This window comes from Metabacillus sp. SLBN-84 (genome assembly GCF_053629595.1).
On sequence record NZ_JBRJIP010000001.1, the window covers coordinates 1,208,826 to 1,223,489 of the forward strand.

General features: G+C 45.1%; 13 protein-coding genes. All 13 read left to right on the forward strand.

Translation table 11 applies throughout. From position 1 onward, the window contains the following. Positions 1-175 precede the first annotated feature (175 nt). Entirely contained in the window at positions 176-895 is a 720-nt protein-coding gene (locus tag RKD52_RS05935) for a winged helix-turn-helix domain-containing protein (protein ID WP_369734651.1), read from the forward strand. Further along, complete coding sequence (pnpS, locus tag RKD52_RS05940) at positions 888-2,648, forward strand: two-component system histidine kinase PnpS (RefSeq protein ID WP_454099035.1); 1,761 nt, start codon at positions 888-890, stop codon at positions 2,646-2,648. The genes RKD52_RS05935 and pnpS overlap by 8 nt, the downstream gene beginning before the upstream one ends. A 200-nt stretch (positions 2,649-2,848) precedes the next feature. Then, complete coding sequence (hflK, locus tag RKD52_RS05945) at positions 2,849-3,826, forward strand: FtsH protease activity modulator HflK (protein ID WP_203288351.1); 978 nt, start codon at positions 2,849-2,851, stop codon at positions 3,824-3,826. Then, positions 3,816-4,751 (forward strand): protease modulator HflC, encoded by a 936-nt coding sequence (hflC, locus tag RKD52_RS05950; protein WP_454099036.1) that lies wholly within the window; start codon positions 3,816-3,818, stop codon positions 4,749-4,751. Before hflK ends, hflC begins: the two co-directional genes overlap by 11 nt. A gap of 101 nt (positions 4,752-4,852) precedes the next feature. Continuing rightward, positions 4,853-7,483, forward strand: a complete 2,631-nt coding sequence (gene polA / locus RKD52_RS05955; protein WP_454099037.1) for a DNA polymerase I — start codon at positions 4,853-4,855, stop codon at positions 7,481-7,483. Positions 7,484-7,495: 12 nt separating this feature from the next. Beyond that, positions 7,496-8,320, forward strand: a complete 825-nt coding sequence (mutM, locus tag RKD52_RS05960; protein WP_454099038.1) for a DNA-formamidopyrimidine glycosylase — start codon at positions 7,496-7,498, stop codon at positions 8,318-8,320. A 61-nt stretch (positions 8,321-8,381) separates the two neighbouring features. After that, a complete protein-coding gene (ytaF, locus tag RKD52_RS05965; RefSeq protein WP_454099039.1) occupies positions 8,382-9,017 on the forward strand; it encodes a sporulation membrane protein YtaF in 636 nt (211 codons plus the stop codon). A gap of 18 nt (positions 9,018-9,035) precedes the next feature. Then, positions 9,036-9,641 (forward strand): dephospho-CoA kinase, encoded by a 606-nt coding sequence (coaE, locus tag RKD52_RS05970; RefSeq protein ID WP_454099040.1) that lies wholly within the window; start codon positions 9,036-9,038, stop codon positions 9,639-9,641. A gap of 124 nt (positions 9,642-9,765) precedes the next feature. Then, positions 9,766-10,788, forward strand: a complete 1,023-nt coding sequence (locus RKD52_RS05975) for a glyceraldehyde-3-phosphate dehydrogenase (RefSeq protein WP_369734659.1) — start codon at positions 9,766-9,768, stop codon at positions 10,786-10,788. Between the two features lie 847 nt (positions 10,789-11,635). Continuing rightward, on the forward strand, positions 11,636-12,016 hold the full coding sequence (gene speD / locus RKD52_RS05980) for an adenosylmethionine decarboxylase (protein ID WP_029279179.1): 381 nt from the start codon (positions 11,636-11,638) through the stop codon (positions 12,014-12,016). A gap of 116 nt (positions 12,017-12,132) precedes the next feature. Beyond that, the gene (locus tag RKD52_RS05985; protein ID WP_454099041.1) at positions 12,133-12,531 is read left to right on the forward strand and encodes a cytosolic protein; all 399 of its coding nucleotides are present in this window, start codon (positions 12,133-12,135) and stop codon (positions 12,529-12,531) included. Positions 12,532-12,645: 114 nt separating this feature from the next. Next, a complete protein-coding gene (gene nrdR / locus RKD52_RS05990) occupies positions 12,646-13,104 on the forward strand; it encodes a transcriptional regulator NrdR (RefSeq protein WP_029279183.1) in 459 nt (152 codons plus the stop codon). Positions 13,105-13,188: 84 nt separating this feature from the next. Beyond that, on the forward strand, positions 13,189-14,586 hold the full coding sequence (locus tag RKD52_RS05995) for a replication initiation and membrane attachment family protein (protein WP_369734661.1): 1,398 nt from the start codon (positions 13,189-13,191) through the stop codon (positions 14,584-14,586). Positions 14,587-14,664: the final 78 nt, after the last annotated feature.

The window sequence follows — 14,664 nt, forward strand, 5'->3', positions numbered from 1 at the left end:
CTGTGACTGGAATGTCTTTTCCTGTTTTGGCTATTCTAATAGAGACAGACAGCGTGCTGAAAGGATCATTTGAAAGAAAACATTTGTTCATTTGAATCTATCCTCTATAATGGAAGTATAAAAGAGAGAAAACACGTTGGATTGCTAGGGGAATACTATTTGGTGGAGGCTTTATATGAGTAAGAAAATTCTGGTCGTAGATGATGAGCAATCAATCCTGACTCTGCTGCAATACAATCTGGTTCAGGCAGGGTATGAGGTAATAACCGCTATAGATGGAGAAGACGGGCTTGAGAAGGGTTTGAATGAGTCCCCTGATCTAATGGTTCTTGATCTTATGCTGCCTAAAATGGACGGGATCGAAGTGTGCAAGCAGCTTAGACAAAAGAAAATCATGGTGCCGATTCTCATGCTGACGGCTAAAGATGATGAATTTGATAAGGTGCTTGGCCTTGAGCTTGGCGCTGATGATTATATGACAAAGCCTTTCAGTCCGAGAGAAGTTGTGGCGAGAGTGAAAGCCATTTTGAGAAGAACGCAGACAACTTCGGAATCTGAAGAAAAAGAAGTCGATACATCTGAAAGAATTATGATAGGCGATTTGAGAATTCTTCCTGAACATTATGAAGCGTATTACGGGGATGAACGACTTGAGCTGACACCTAAGGAATTTGAATTGCTTGTATACCTTGCACGTCATAAAGGAAGAGTACTGACGCGCGACCAGCTTTTGAGTGCCGTATGGAACTATGATTTTGCAGGGGATACACGAATCGTGGATGTCCACATTAGTCACTTGAGGGAAAAGATTGAACGCAATACGAAAAAACCGCTTTATATTAAAACAATAAGGGGACTCGGCTACAAGCTTGAGGAGCCTAGGCTGGATGAATAGATTCCGGTCACGCCTTATTTTTGCCCTTATTACTTTGATTATTGCCGTATTGATCGGCCTGGGGCTTTTGCTTGGTCAAATTTTCGGCAGCTATTACATGAGTTCTTTTCAGGAGCGGATGAAAGAGGAAGCGAAAATTACTGAGCTTCTGGTGAAGGAAAAGGGACTGTCGTCTTCTGAGATGGATTCCTTCCTGAACCGCTACAGCAAAGCCATTAAAGCTCATATCACCATTTATGACAGAAACGGAAATGTTCTTCATGATGCCGGTCCGTTTAAACAGGATCACACTTCTATTTCAAAAGAGATTCTTCTAAAGCACCGGAATGCAGATAAAGGCTTCAAATTAAATATACAAAACGACAAACTGTATTTTTACGGACTTCCTTATCTGGAAAACAACGAAAAGCGGGGGTACATCGTCCTCAGCTCTACAGAATCGTCTTTAAAGAAAATCAACCAGCAAATATGGGGATTGCTGATTGCAAGTCTGGGAATGGCCCTCCTTGTCATTCTGCTGCTTGCTGTCAGAATTACATCGCGCTACACAAGGCCGATTGAATCGGCGACAAACGTTGCGATGGAGCTTGCAAAAGGAAATTATAAAGCAAGAACCTATGAAGATCACCTGGATGAAACAGGCATGCTCAGCCAGTCTATTAATGTGCTTGCCAGAAACCTTCAGGATATGAACCGTGCACAGGAAATGCAGCAGGACAGGCTGCAGACACTGATCGAAAATATGGGCAGCGGTCTGATTCTGATTGACGGAAGAGGCTACATTAACCTGGTAAACCGGGCATACAAAGAGCTCTTTCACATTAAATCAACGGACTTTCTATACAAGCTTTATTATGAAGCGTTCGAACACCGGGAGATTGTTGATTTGGTCGAGCATATCTTCATGACTGAAATCAAAGCAAGAAAACAGCTGCATCTCCCTCTGAAAATTGAGCGCAGGCATTTTGAAGTGTACGGTGCGCCGATTATAGGCACAAACGATGAATGGAAAGGCATCGTGCTTGTTTTCCATGATATCACTGAGCTGAAAAAACTCGAACAGATGAGAAAAGACTTTGTTGCGAACGTATCGCATGAGCTGAAAACACCGATTACATCGATTAAAGGGTTTACGGAAACGCTGCTTGACGGAGCACTTGAAGACAGGCAGACACTCGAGTACTTTCTCTCGATCATCTTGAAAGAAAGCGACCGTCTTCAAACGCTTATTCAGGATCTGCTTGACCTGTCCAAAATAGAACAGCAGGGCTTTAAGCTGAACCTTCAGCACTGCAATGCGAAGGAAGTTCTCGAAGAAGTCATCATCATCCTAAAAAGCAAAGCAGAAGAAAAAGAAATCGGGCTCTCACTTGCTATGCCGGAGGATGAGCTTCATATTTACGGGGATGTGTACCGCCTGAAGCAGATCTTCATCAACCTGATCAGCAATGCATTGAACTATACACCCAAGGGCGGCAAAGTGAATGTTATCCTCAAAGATGGCGGTGACCATGCCGTATTTATCGTGAGTGACACGGGGATTGGCATTGAAAAAGAAGAAATTCCGCGGATTTTCGAACGTTTTTACAGAGTAGACAAAGCGAGAAGCCGGAATTCAGGCGGGACAGGGCTCGGGCTTGCCATTGTCAAACATCTGGTGGAAGCCCACAAAGGACGGATTTATGTGAGCAGCACCGTTGGAGAAGGGACTACGTTTACAGTTAAACTGAACAAAAACCAAAACGAAGGCTAGTTTACAATATATTTACATCACATTTATTCCTGCTTAATAAAATGCTGATAATATACTAAGTGAAAACCCCTTCATCCAAGGAGCCAATCTTTTGGACGAGAACATCCCTGTTCTCGTCCCTTTTTTTGTCTTCAAAAAAAGATGAAACCTTTTCATGGAAAGAACGTAAATATTTGTGAAGAGAAAAAGGGGGCGGAGAAATGATCAGCATCAGGCGCATTTACACGATCATAGGGGCAGTTCTGCTGGCTGCAGTCCTGTTGATCGTTGCATTTACAACATGGTATACGGTCGATGAATCCGATCAGGCGGTTATCATCACATTCGGTGAAGTAGAAGAAGGCATCAGTGAGCCCGGTCTTCACTTCAAAATGCCATGGCCGATACAGTCCGTTGAAAAGCTGTCCAAAGAAACGTTCAGTCTTAAGTTCGGCTATTCCGAAGAAAACGGCGAAGTTAAATCCTTTCCAAAGGATACAAAAATGATCACAGGGGATGAAAATATCGTTCTCGCAGATATGGTTGTGCAGTGGAAAATTACCGATCCTGAAAAGTACTTGTTTAACTCGGAAGATCCAGAGGAAATCCTGTATGACGCCACATCAGCTTCCCTGCGAAGCATTATCGGCAGCTCTGAAATAGACGATGCGCTCACGTCCGGAAAAGTGGAAATCGAGGAAAATGTTCAGGAACTGCTGATTTCCTTGATGGAGAAGTATGATATCGGCATTTCGGTTCTGGCCGTCAAACTTCAGGATGTTGACCTCCCGAATGATGAGGTAAGGAAAGCCTTTACGGACGTAACAAGCGCGCGTGAAACGATGAATACAAAAATCAATGAAGCAAAAAAATACTCAAATCAGCGAACACGTGAGGCTGAAGGGGAAGAGGATGCACTCATCTCAAAAGCAGAAGCTGACAAAACGGCAAGAATCGAAAAAGCCCGCGGAGAAGTAGCTAATTTCAACGCTGTTCTTAGCGAGTATGAAAAAGCCGAGGGCATAACAGAGAAGCGTCTCATTCTTGAAACGATCGATCAAGTGCTTCCTGGAGCCACGATCTATTTTATGAAAGATGACGGAAGCACAATGAAATACCTCCCTATTGGCGAACTGCAGAAGAAAAAGGAAGAGCCAAAACCTGAAACTGAGGAAGGAAGTGAAAAGAATGGCCAATGACAACCTGGTGGACATGAGTGAAAAGCGCGGAGATTCCGGAGGATACGGCAAATATATAAAGACGGGACTCTGGCTTTTACTCACCCTTGCTGCAGCGATTGTTCTTTTCACCAACATGTTTGTCGTAAAAGAAAATGAATATAAAGCAGTCCGCCAGTTTGGTGAGGTTGTAAGAATCATCGAAAAGCCGGGGCTGCACTTGAAGGTGCCTTTTGTACAGTCGGTTTCCTCCATTCCAAAATATCAGATGACATATGATGTTGAAGAAGCGGAAATCAATACGAAAGATAAAAAAAGAATACTGATCGATAATTATGCTGTGTGGAAAGTGGATGATCCTAAAAAAATGATTGCCAACGCTAGAACGCTCGTGAACGCTGAAACAAAAATGGCAGAGTTCACTTTTTCCACAGTCCGTTCAGAGCTTGGCCGGCTCAACTATGATGAAATCATCAATGATGAAAAGTCGTCAAGAGGCAGCATTAATGATAAAGTCACTGAAATCGTGAATGGTCTTCTGGAAAAGGACGGGTACGGAATTACAGTTACAGATGTCAGAATCAAACGCACCGACCTGCCTGAGGACAATGAAGCATCTGTTTATACCCGCATGATCTCCGAAAGACAGTCAACGGCCCAGGATTACTTGTCCCAGGGTGATGCAAAGAAAAACAGTGCCATTGCAGCAACCGACCGGACTGTAAAGGAAATGCTGGCTAAAGCAGCAGCCAATGCAGATGTTATCAGAAGTCAGGGAGAACAGGAAGCAGGGAGAATCTACAACAGTTCCTATTCTAAAAACCCGGAATTCTATGAATTGTACAGAACACTTGAATCCTATAAAAAGACAATTGACGAAGAAACGGTCATTATCATGCCGTTTGACTCTGATTATGCTAAAACATTGATGGGCGGAACTGACTAACAGCGTCCTGTCCCCTGATTTTCATTCTGTCTGCCTGTCATGGTAGAATAGAGAAAGAAAATCAGGGGATTTTTTATATCCTTTTACAGGGAGGTTTACCTATGCCGAAAAAACTCGTGCTGATTGACGGGAACAGCATTGCCTACCGGGCTTTTTTTGCCCTTCCGCTGCTGAACAATGACAAAGGTGTACATACAAACGCTATTTACGGATTTACCATGATCCTAATGAAAATACTTGAAGATGAAAAGCCGTCTCACATGCTGGTTGCCTTTGATGCGGGAAAAACGACCTTCAGGCATGAAACGTTCAAAGAATACAAGGGCGGCCGGCAGAAGACCCCGCCGGAGCTGTCGGAGCAATTTCCGTTTATAAGGGAGCTGCTTGATGCCTACAGCATTTCACGGTATGAGCTTCCGAATTATGAAGCGGATGATATTATCGGAACGCTGTCAAAACAAGCCGAAAAAGACGGTTTTGAAGTAAAAGTCATTTCAGGTGATAAAGATTTGACGCAGCTCGTCTCAGAACAGATCACCGTTGACATTACAAGAAAAGGAATAACAGATGTTGATTCCTATACGCCTGAATTTGTTATGGAGAAATACGGCCTGTCCCCCTCTCAGATTATCGATATGAAGGGGCTTATGGGAGACAGTTCAGACAACATCCCGGGTGTTCCGGGGGTCGGAGAAAAAACGGCCATCAAACTTCTGAAGGAACATGAAACCCTTGAAGCGCTCTATGAATCCTTAGACAAGGTTACGGCCAAAAAATTAAAAGAAAAGCTTGAAGAAAACAAAGAACAGGCGATGATGAGCAAAGAGCTTGCAACAATCAACTGTGAGGCGCCGCTTGAAATTACCTTGTCTGAAGCTGAGTATAAGGGCTTTGAGGCGAAGAATGTAGCGGGTATTTACAAAGAGCTCGGCTTCAATTCTCTCCTGGACAAACTGGGAGCGGACACAGAAGCAGAGCTTGAGCCCATTGAAGATGTTCAATTTGAAATGCTGGACGAAATAGCGGATAAGCACCTGAGGGATGATTCCGTCCTTATTGTCGAAGTCCTTGATGACAACTATCACAGCAGCAGCATAATCGGACTTGCTGTCATAAATGAAAATGGCAGCTACTATGTGCCGGCAGAACTTGCCGTTAAATCGGAGGCGTTTAAAAAATGGGCGGCAGACGAGACGAAACGAAAAACGGTTTATGATGCCAAACAATCCATCGTTGCTCTTCACTGGCAGGGTATTGAGCTGAACGCAGTTGAATTTGACGTTTTGCTTGCAGCCTATATCCTTGACCCTTCGCAGTCGTTTGCTGATGCAGCAGGAGTGGCCCGCCACAGCGGAATTCACCTTGTTCAGTCCGACGAAACGGTTTATGGCAAGGGGGCAAAACGGGCCATTCCGGAAGCTTCGATGCTTGCTGAACACCTTGTGAGAAAAGGTCTCGCCCTAAAGGCTGTTAAAGAAAAGCTTCAGCTCCAACTTGAGGAAAATGAGCAGCTTGAGCTTTATCTTGATCTTGAAATGCCGCTTTCCATTATTCTTGCTGAAATGGAAGCAACAGGTGTGAGTGTTGATATTGAGCGTCTCGAAGACATGGGACGGGAGCTGACAGACCGTCTGATGACACTGGAAGAAACGATTCACCGTCTCGCGGGTGAGGCCTTTAATATCAATTCACCAAAACAGCTCGGCTCGATTCTCTTTGACAAGCTTGGACTGCCTGCTGCAAAGAAAACAAAGACAGGATACTCCACGTCTGCAGACGTCCTTGAAAAGCTTGCAGGAAAACATGAAATCGTGCAGGAAATCCTTCATTACCGCCAGCTTGGAAAACTTCAGTCCACCTATATTGAGGGGCTTTTGAAAGTCGTCCACAAGGACACAAGAAAGGTGCATACAAGATATGTACAGACGCTTACTCAGACAGGCCGCCTGAGCTCGACGGACCCGAACCTTCAGAATATCCCGATCCGCCTTGAAGAGGGTCGCAAAATCCGCCAGGCCTTTGTCCCTTCTGAAAAAGACTGGGTCATGTTTGCAGCAGATTATTCGCAGATTGAACTCCGGGTTCTTGCTCACATCGCAGGCGACAGCAATCTGATTGAGGCTTTTCAAAATGACCTTGATATTCATACGAAAACAGCCATGGACGTTTTCGGCGTTGAAGCGGATGCCGTTACTTCAAATATGAGAAGGCAGGCGAAGGCCGTTAACTTTGGTATCGTATATGGAATCAGCGACTATGGCCTTTCTCAAAGTCTGAATATTACCCGAAAAGAGGCAGGAGAGTTTATTAAACGGTACCTTGAAAGCTTCGACGGAGTGAAGGAATATATGGAGGAGATTGTACAGGAAGCCAAGCAAAACGGCTATGTAAAAACGCTTCTTCACCGCAGACGCTATATCCCTGAAATAACGAGCAGAAATTTCAATATCAGAAGCTTTGCAGAGAGAACGGCGATGAATACCCCAATCCAGGGAAGTGCGGCCGATATCATCAAAAAAGCGATGATTGACATGGCTGCAAAGCTGAAAGAGGAAAAGCTGCAGACACGCCTGCTCCTTCAGGTGCATGATGAATTGATTTTTGAAGCCCCAAAAGAAGAAATCCCGGTACTTGAAAAGCTTGTTCCGCAAGTAATGGAACATGCCGTTGAACTGAAAGTGCCGCTTAAAGTGGACTACTCCTATGGTTCATCCTGGTACGACGCAAAATAAGGAAGTGAGAATATGCCTGAACTGCCGGAAGTTGAAACCGTCAGACGGACACTGATTGAATTAGTCAAAGGAAAAACAATTGAGGCCGTGTATATCCATTGGCCGAAGATGATTAAAAAGCCGGAAGAAACGGTGCAGTTTCAGGATGCTGTTGCCGGTCAGACGATCCGGGATGTCGGAAGACGGGGGAAGTTCCTCAAATTCTATCTTGATGACTATGTCCTTGTCTCCCATCTCAGAATGGAAGGGAGATACGGCCTGTTTCAGTCCTCTGACCCGATCGACAAGCATACGCATGTGGTTTTTAAGATGACGGATGGCTCTGAGCTCAGGTATAAGGATGTCAGAAAGTTTGGCACGATGCACCTTTTCACCAAAGGCGAGGAAGAACTCCATATGCCGCTGTCCCATCTTGGGCCCGAACCGTTCTCTGAAAGCTTCACCGCCGAATACCTGCAGGAAAAGCTGAAAAAGACGAACCGGAAAATCAAGGCTGTGCTCCTTGACCAGAAGGTGCTTGTAGGCCTTGGGAACATTTATGTCGATGAAGCTCTCTTCAGATCCGGCATCCACCCTGAGCGTCCTGCAAACGGACTCAGCGCAGAGGAAACAGCAAAGCTTCAGCAGGAAATTGTGCGCACTCTGAGTGAAGCCGTTGAAAAAGGCGGCAGCACGGTCAGATCCTACGTGAACACGCAAGGTCAGATCGGCATGTTTCAGCTTCAGCTGTTTGTATACGGAAGAACGAATGAACCATGCAAGGTCTGCGGCAAAACCCTGATCAAAACTGTAGTTGGAGGAAGAGGGACGCACTACTGCAGCAGGTGCCAGAGATAAGTGAACACCTCATAGGCCGATGTCATATACTACCGTAGCATTTGCGGAAGGGGCATGGTTTATGGTTGCAGCTGCATCACTTTTTTTATTGGCATTTGCAGTAAGTCTGGATAGCTTTTCAGTCGGTTTCACTTATGGATTAAGGAAAATGAGCATGCCGTTTAAGTCGGTCTTCATCATTGCCTGCTGCTCGGCAGTTACCTTGCTGCTTGCAATGGGGGTTGGACACGCGCTTGCCTCTGTTCTCCCGCACAGTCTGACCGGAAAGCTTGGTGGCATTGTTTTAATAGGCATTGGCGCATGGGTGCTTTATCAATTTCTTCAGCCTGTCAGGGAAATGACAAAGGAAGAATCTGAAAAGACCCTGCTTAACCTTGAAATCAAGTCGTTTGGCATCGTGATTAACATTTTGAGCAGACCGGCTGCAGCAGATATTGATAAATCCGGCACAATCACAGGGGTTGAAGCCCTCCTGCTCGGATTTGCATTGTCGCTTGATGCGTTTGGAGCAGGAATAGGAGCGGCGCTGCTCGGCTATTCTCCCTTTGCGACAAGCGTGCTTGTGGCCGTTATGAGCTCTTTGTTTGTAATGTTCGGAATCAAATCCGGGCACCTCTTTTCAAGATTCGCCTGGATGGAAAAACTATCATTTCTTCCGGGAGTTCTGCTGATTATACTCGGAATCTGGAAGCTTTAGAAGCAGGGGGAATAAAAAGTGACGCTCTCAATTGGATTAACAGGCGGTATTGCAAGCGGAAAAAGCACCGTATCAAACATGTTCAAAGAAGCAAACATCCGGGTTATAGATGCAGATATCATCGCAAGACAGGTCGTAGAACAAGGCGCGCCGGCATACCGGCTGATTGCAGAAGCCTTTGGGAGCGGCATCCTTCACGAAGACGGATCGATTGACCGCGAGAAGCTTGGGAGCATTATTTTTCAACATGCAAAAGAGCGGGAAAAACTGAACAGCATCGTGCATCCGGCAGTCAGAAAAGAAATGCTGAGGCAAAAAGAAGAGGCGGAAGCAAGCGGCGAGGCTGCGGTCGTCCTGGATATTCCGCTTTTGTTTGAAAGCAAGCTGACACACTTGGCGGATGTTACGCTGGTCGTATACGTGAATCCGGATGTGCAGCTCAGCAGATTAATGAAACGCAACGGGTTATCAGAAGAAGATGCAAAATGGAGAATCGCTTCCCAGCTCCCCCTGAATGAAAAAAAGGATCAGGCGGATGAAGTGATCGACAACAACGGAACGATCGAATCAACAAAGGAACAGTTTGAGATATTGCTTGAAAAATGGAACCTGGCTTCTAAGTGAAGCCTCGTTTCATTTTTTTTTGAAAAAAGAACATTTAATCATCCTATTTGGGCTTAAATGTGATATACTAATCGTGCGAATAAGCATATATTAGTATATCACATAATCCGAGAGGGGTAATGGTATGAAAGCGAAGATTGCCATTAACGGTTTTGGTCGAATTGGGAGAATGGTATTCAGAAAAGCAATCTTTGAAGAAAGCATGACGATTGTCGCCATCAACGCAAGCTATCCGGCCGAGACGCTGGCGCACATGATCAAATATGATACAAACCACGGGAAGTTCGAAGGGGAAGTGCTTCCTTTTGATGATTATTTGCTAGTTAACGGACAAAAGGTCCAATTACTTAATTTCAGAGATCCGAGGGATTTGCCTTGGGGGCTCATGGATATTGATATAGTTGTTGAAGCTACGGGTAAATTCAACGACGGTGAAAAAGCGATGTACCATGTACAGGCTGGTGCAAAAAAAGTCATCTTAACAGCACCGGGGAAAAATGAAGACATTACAGTTGTCATGGGCGTAAATGAAGAGGCTTACAACAATGAACAGCACGTCATCATTTCAAATGCATCATGCACTACAAACTGCCTGGCACCTGTTGTAAAAGTGCTCGATGAACAGTTCGGCATTGAAAACGGCCTCATGACAACCGTTCACGCCTACACAAACGATCAGAAAAACATTGATAACCCGCACAAAGATCTGCGCAGAGCAAGAGCATGCGGCCAGTCCATCATCCCGACAACAACAGGCGCTGCAAAAGCGCTGTCTCTAGTCCTGCCTCATCTAAAAGGCAAACTTCATGGCATGGCACTTAGAGTCCCAACTCCGAATGTCTCGCTCGTCGACCTCGTTGTCGATGTGAAAAGAGACGTGACAGTTGAAGAAGTAAGTGCTGCGTTCATGGATGCTGCAGACGGAGAACTACAGGGAATCCTGGATTTTACAACAGAGCCGCTAGTATCGATTGACTTTAACACAAACCCGCATTCCGCAATCATCGACGGCCTGTCCACCATGGTCATGGCAGACCGGAAAATCAAAGTGCTCGCATGGTATGACAACGAGTGGGGCTACTCATGCAGAGTTGTGGATCTCGTTCGATTTGTTGCTTCGAAAATGAAGAAGTTATCAGCAGTATAAACGTATAAGTGGAAAAGACAGCCTTTGGCTGTCTTTTCTTTATGCATCCAGCATTTAGGGGTGGTGCAAACCTGCGAGAAATCTGATCTGACGGATCTGATCAATGAGAATAGCAGCGGGATCTGGTGTAAACAAAAATAAGTACATATGAAATGACCCTTCATCAGGAGGGAGATCGTGCGGAGGGTCATAAGCAAACTAGTAATCACTCTGTAACAGGACTCAGTGAGGATAGAACCCTCAAACAGAGAAATATCTGGTTTGGTGGTCCTGATCCGCCCGATAAGAACCCTCAAGCAGAGAAGAATTCTGTTTGACGGCACCATCCCACCCAATAAGAACCCTCAAGCAGAAAAAAAATCCGGTTTGATGGCACCGATCCGCCCGATGAGAACCCTCAAGCGGAAAAGAATCAGGTTTGATGGCACCGATCCGTCCGATAAGAACCCTCAAGCAGAAAAAAATCCGGTTTGATGGCACCGATACACCCAATAAGAACCCTCAAGCAGAAAAAATCCGGTTCAATAGCACCATCCCGCCAGAAAGTATTCCAAATTATGTCCTCCGCAAAAAACGAAATTTATCTCTGCTAAAAAAATACTAAAACACCCGGCAACGTACGCTGCGAGCCCCTGCGTGAAAGAGAAGCATCTTTTTTTTGAAAAAAGTGTGTTGCAAAAACAAACTAAAGAAAGTATACTATTTTTCGTGAACTTCTTAATGAACGCGGCCTTGTGGCTACTTAAAGGGTTAGGACCTCTCTGGACTAACTTTCCCCCGTGGTAGTTCAACAATCCATTGCGAAGAACTTCATGTAAACTAAAATTCCTAAAGGGGGAACCATATAATGGAAACAATGGGACGTCACGTAATCTCTGAACTGTGGGGATGCGACTTTGATAAACTGAATGATATGGACTTTATTGAAAAAACGTTTGTAAATGCTGCGCTGAAATCAGGTGCTGAAGTGCGCGAGGTAGCTTTTCACAAATTTGCTCCTCAAGGAGTGAGCGGGGTTGTCATCATCTCTGAGTCTCACTTAACGATTCACAGTTTCCCTGAACATGGATATGCAAGCATTGATGTATATACTTGCGGAGATTTAAACCCGAATGTTGCAGCAGACTATATTGCAGAGGCTCTTTGCGCACAAACACGCGAGAACATTGAGATCCCGCGCGGCATGGGTCCTGTACAAGTGAAACAGGCTCAAGTAAAAGCTCTTTAATGATTACTCATTTTCATGTAAAATGAAAGAGGTGCAGCATGCACCTCTTTTTCTTATGCAATGACCTTTTACATACATACCTTTTATTCTAATTTGAAAAGGAGCCAAGCCTGATTATGAGCATGATGCATAAAATGAAAAGTTTCTTCTCTGCAGGACAGGAAACGTCTGAAAATCATTACGATGAGGCGTTGAGAAGCCACTATTATAAAACGACCGCCAAGAAGGCAATGGAAACCGTTCAGCAAACGCTCGGCAGAATGCCTGGAGCAAAAGTAACCTCCGTTTCCGAAGAGCACGGCGAAATCAGTCTTGCCATTGAAAAACCTAAAAAAGCGATGATGATTGTCACGGTCATATCTGTACGGCCTTACGAAACTGCCATTGATTTCAATGTGTCAACAGATTCAAAGCTCGGAACAGATTTCGGGTTCAGCAAAAAGCTGATCAGTGAGGCTTACGAAAAGTTGAATAAGGATCTTCCGTTTATCGGCACAGGACTTTATCCGAAGTGATAACGGCTGCGTGCGAAGGAAAGTCCATGCTTTTGGGAAAGATAGAAGAAAAGATTCGGCATCAAGATCAGACTGTAACAGAAATCCCGATGCTTTTTGATTGGAGCTGGTTGTATGAAATGTCCTACATGTCATCATAATGGCACGAGAGTTCTGGACTCCCGTCCGGTTGATGAAGGAAAATCTATTCGGAGACGGCGTGAATGTGAAGAGTGCCAGTACCGCTTCACAACGTTTGAAAAGGTAGAGGAGATTCCGCTCATCGTTGTCAAAAAAGAAGGGGTCCGGGAAGAATTCAGCAAAGATAAGATTCTTCGGGGGCTCATCAAAGCGTGTGAAAAGCGCCCTGTTCCTCTTCCGAAACTGGAGGAGATTGTGCAGGATATTGAAAAAGAACTCCGGAATCAGGGAATATCAGAAGTGAACAGCGACGACATTGGCGAAATGGTTATGGACAGGCTTGCAGGTGTGGATGAAGTGGCTTACGTCCGGTTTGCGTCCGTTTACCGCCAGTTTAAAGATATAAATGTATTTATTCAAGAATTATCAGAGCTGATCAAAAAGGTGAAATAAGAGCGCGCAGAACATGGTTTTGGGCTCTTTTTTCCTTTTCGCAGGCATGCTGCTTGTTTCGGCCGATGAAACAGAGGGAATGCTATGGACAATCATTGGAAACAATTACTTCCGGTAGACAGGTATCTCGTTAAAATGAACGGGCTGCTGCAGGATTTTGACAGAAAAGTTCTGACGCTGCTCTATCAGCCTCTGCTTGGGGCAAAATGCTATGCCCTCTATATGACACTCTGGTCAGAGCTTGAACAGGACCGGATATGGAGCAGAGAAACGACGCATCATGGCTTGATGTCTCTTATGCAAAGCAACCTGAGGGAGATCTATGAAGAACGGATTAAGCTTGAGGGCATAGGACTGCTTAAAACCTATCTGAAAGAAGAAGGAGATTCCAGACTCTACATTTATGAGCTGATGCCGCCCATCATGCCGGATGAATTTTTTCAGGACGGGGTATTGAACATTTATCTGTATAACCGAATCGGAAAGTCAAAATACAGTCAGCTGAAAGCCTACTTTTCAGACAGCAGCCTTCCGGAAAACTTGACGCAGGTGACAAAGCCCTTCAATGAGGTGTTTCAGTCCCTGCAGCCAACAGAAATGCACTCTTTTGCTTCAGGAGAAATGCAGGAATCCATGATCCCTGAAGAAGGCAAGGACTTCCTTGGTTCTCAGACGGGAAGCTCTCCCCATATGACGGACACTGTTTTTGATTTTGATCTGTTTTACGCCGGGCTTTCAGAAGCTGTCATTCCAAGGAAATCCATTACGCCGAAAGTAAAAGAAACGATCAAGAAACTTTCTTATCTTTACGGCATTGGAGCCATGGAGATGAAGAATGTTGTGATGAACGCCATTGATGCGAATGAAGCCATTCAAATAGATGAACTCAGAAAGGCTGCAAGAGACTGGTATCAGTTTGAGCACGGAGAAAGACTTCCTGCTCTTACTGAAAAAGTACAGCCTTCCCATCTCAGGTCAAAGCCTGCCGTTCAGGCTGAACTGTCACAGGAAGAATCGCTGATCAGACAGCTTGAGAGCATCTCGCCGAAGCAGTTTTTAAAGGACCTGGCAGACGGCATAGAGCCATCTGCTGCAGACCTGCAGATTGTTGAAGAAGTCATGTTCAAACAAAAGCTTCATCCGGGCGTTGTGAACGTCCTGATTTACTATGTCATGCTCAAAACCGATATGAAGCTCTCAAAGACGTATGTTCAGCGAATCGCGAGCCACTGGGCGCGGAAACAGGTGTCAACTGTCAAGGAAGCGATGGACCTTGCAAAGCAGGAGCACAGAAAGTATCAGGACTGGGCCTCAAAGAAAACATCTTCCGGCAGAAAAATTGTCCGGAAAGAAACGCTGCCACAGTATTTACAGCAGAGCGAAGAACGTGGAGAACCAGCCGCAGAGCAGGATGACGAAGAAACGGAGCTTGAACGGAAGCGGCTTGAAGAAAAGCTCAGACAGTACAGGGAACAAAATTAAAGGTATTTGTGCTGGTCCAGGGATACAAACACCAGTGGATTGTAGCGGAAGGGACTTGACTCCTGCGGGATGAAGAGG

Bases quoted from the DNA above. Each gene is read 5' to 3' on its own strand.
- RKD52_RS05935 (WP_369734651.1), top strand. From the start codon at position 176: ATGAGTAAGAAAATTCTGGTCGTAGATGATGAGCAATCAATCCTGACT.
- pnpS (WP_454099035.1), top strand. From the start codon at position 888: ATGAATAGATTCCGGTCACGCCTTATTTTTGCCCTTATTACTTTGATT.
- hflK (WP_203288351.1), top strand. From the start codon at position 2,849: ATGATCAGCATCAGGCGCATTTACACGATCATAGGGGCAGTTCTGCTG.
- hflC (WP_454099036.1), top strand. From the start codon at position 3,816: ATGGCCAATGACAACCTGGTGGACATGAGTGAAAAGCGCGGAGATTCC.
- polA (WP_454099037.1), top strand. From the start codon at position 4,853: ATGCCGAAAAAACTCGTGCTGATTGACGGGAACAGCATTGCCTACCGG.
- mutM (WP_454099038.1), top strand. From the start codon at position 7,496: ATGCCTGAACTGCCGGAAGTTGAAACCGTCAGACGGACACTGATTGAA.
- ytaF (WP_454099039.1), top strand. From the start codon at position 8,382: ATGGTTGCAGCTGCATCACTTTTTTTATTGGCATTTGCAGTAAGTCTG.
- RKD52_RS05975 (WP_369734659.1), top strand. From the start codon at position 9,766: ATGAAAGCGAAGATTGCCATTAACGGTTTTGGTCGAATTGGGAGAATG.
- speD (WP_029279179.1), top strand. From the start codon at position 11,636: ATGGAAACAATGGGACGTCACGTAATCTCTGAACTGTGGGGATGCGAC.
- RKD52_RS05985 (WP_454099041.1), top strand. From the start codon at position 12,133: ATGAGCATGATGCATAAAATGAAAAGTTTCTTCTCTGCAGGACAGGAA.
- nrdR (WP_029279183.1), top strand. From the start codon at position 12,646: ATGAAATGTCCTACATGTCATCATAATGGCACGAGAGTTCTGGACTCC.
- RKD52_RS05995 (WP_369734661.1), top strand. From the start codon at position 13,189: ATGGACAATCATTGGAAACAATTACTTCCGGTAGACAGGTATCTCGTT.